Raw genomic sequence first — 1,884 nt, forward strand, 5'->3', positions numbered from 1 at the left:
TGAGTAAATCGTAAACATATCTGTAAAACTGTTCCACTAAGGCCCATCTGTAATTTGTTCTGTAAGAATTCGCTCCCTATTAAACGTTAACTAAATGACATTGGTTCAGTACCCTCACAATTACGCGCAAAAATCCATTCCAAATCAGCTGCTCCGATAGGATTTTTGCCTTCCAGCCTAATTTTTCTTACGGTCAGCGCAGTAAATGCGCAGACCTACTGAACAGTTATAATTATTCTATATAATACAGAAAATTTTTACATATGACAATGGTAAAATATAGGACCTTTTATACAATATGTCCAAAAACATTAGCTAAAATCCTTCCTCTTTCCTTTACTTTCCTCCTGTCCCATGCTATGATAGCGATAGAATATTTCAGTTATATCCGAAAAAATTTTTCGTAAATTCAGGAGGAAATGTAAATGAAAACACTTGGCTACTACAACGGTAAATTCGGACCTCTGGAAGAGATGACCGTTCCGATGAACGACCGCGCATGTTATTTCGGTGATGGTGTGTACGAGGCGACACTGGCGAGAAACGGAAAGATCTTCGCTTTAAAAGAGCACCTGGACCGTTTCTTCAACAGCGCCGGACTCATTAAGATCGATATCCCTTACACAAAGGACGAGCTTGCGGCGATCCTCTACGATATGCTGGCAAAAATGGACGATAAGGATATCTTCATCTACTGGCAGATGACCCGGGGAACCGGCATCCGTCAGCACCAGTTCCCAGCTGCAGGCACAAAGCCGAATCTCTGGATTTTCATGAAGCCTGGGAAATCGGCTGACTCCAGCAAACGTCTGAAACTTACAGACATGGAAGACACCCGTTTCCTCCACTGCAATATCAAGACATTAAACCTTCTCGTCAACGTCATGGCGGCAGAGAAAGCGGAGTCTCTCGGATGCGGCGAGTGCGTCTTCCACCGCGGTGATATCGTCACCGAGTGTGCCCACAGCAACGTTTCCATCATCAAGGACGGCGTATTTAAGACCCACCCGACAGACCACTATATTTTACCGGGAATCACAAGAATGCACATCATCCAGATCTGCAAGGATAACGGGATCATCGTCGACGAGACACCTTTTACCATGGCAGAGCTGATGGATGCCGACGAGATCATCGTCTCCAGCTCCACAAAATTCTGCTCCCCGGTCTGCGAGATGAACGGCACCCCGATCGGAGGAAAGGCACCGGAGTTAGTGGATTTGATCCAGAAAAAGTATACAGAAAAATTTGAAAATGAGACCATGTAAATGATCAGAAGGGCTGTCGCATTAGCTAATGCGACAGCCACCCCTAATTGTGGGTCTAACCCAAATTTTTTCAAAAAAGCTACCCAAAGGGTTGACATAGGGTGCAAAATGTGCGGCCGCTCTCGCTACTGATAAATTTGTTGAGGTAGCGAGAGCGGCCCTTGAATTAGTGGTATATCACTTTCTCAAGGATGCACATGATCATGATCCATCAACAAATCAAAGAACTGTTTTTTTCTTCTGTGGAACACATTGTTTCTGATATTTCACAGTATGCTGTCCATCCCGATTCCGATTTCAAGAGAAGCAAAAAAATCCCTGCCCAGAAACTTATTTCCTTTCTCGTTTCACAAGGCTCATCTTCCACCAGGGTTGAAATGATGCTTGATTTCTGGGGACTGGATTCTTCCATACCAACCGCTTCTGCTCTCAGCCAGCAGCGCGCAAAGCTTAAACCTGATGCGCTGGAAGCTGTATTCCGGCACTTTAATTCCGCTTCCATGGAATTGCCGCCCGCTTCCTTTATGGATTCGCATTACCGTTTCCTGGCTGCCGATGGCTCTACCTGCACTTTTTTCAGCACTCCGGCTTTCTCATCACCAGACTACTACTGTTG

The 1,884-nt window shown here is 45.2% G+C and carries 1 protein-coding gene and 1 pseudogene; both read left to right on the forward strand.

Translation table 11 applies throughout. From position 1 onward, the window contains the following. Window positions 1-425 precede the first annotated feature (425 nt). Window positions 426-1,268, forward strand: coding sequence for a D-amino acid aminotransferase (locus PGZ10_RS16480; protein WP_055249501.1), 843 nt, complete (start codon window positions 426-428; stop codon window positions 1,266-1,268). A 203-nt stretch (window positions 1,269-1,471) separates the two neighbouring features. Continuing rightward, window positions 1,472-1,884, forward strand: a pseudogene (locus tag PGZ10_RS16485) (IS4 family transposase); the annotation flags it as partial.

Origin of the sequence: Coprococcus sp. AF102-57 (genome assembly GCF_027686195.1) — a bacterium.
In the GTDB taxonomy this organism is placed as follows: Bacteria; Bacillota; Clostridia; order Lachnospirales; family Lachnospiraceae; genus Allocoprococcus; species Allocoprococcus comes.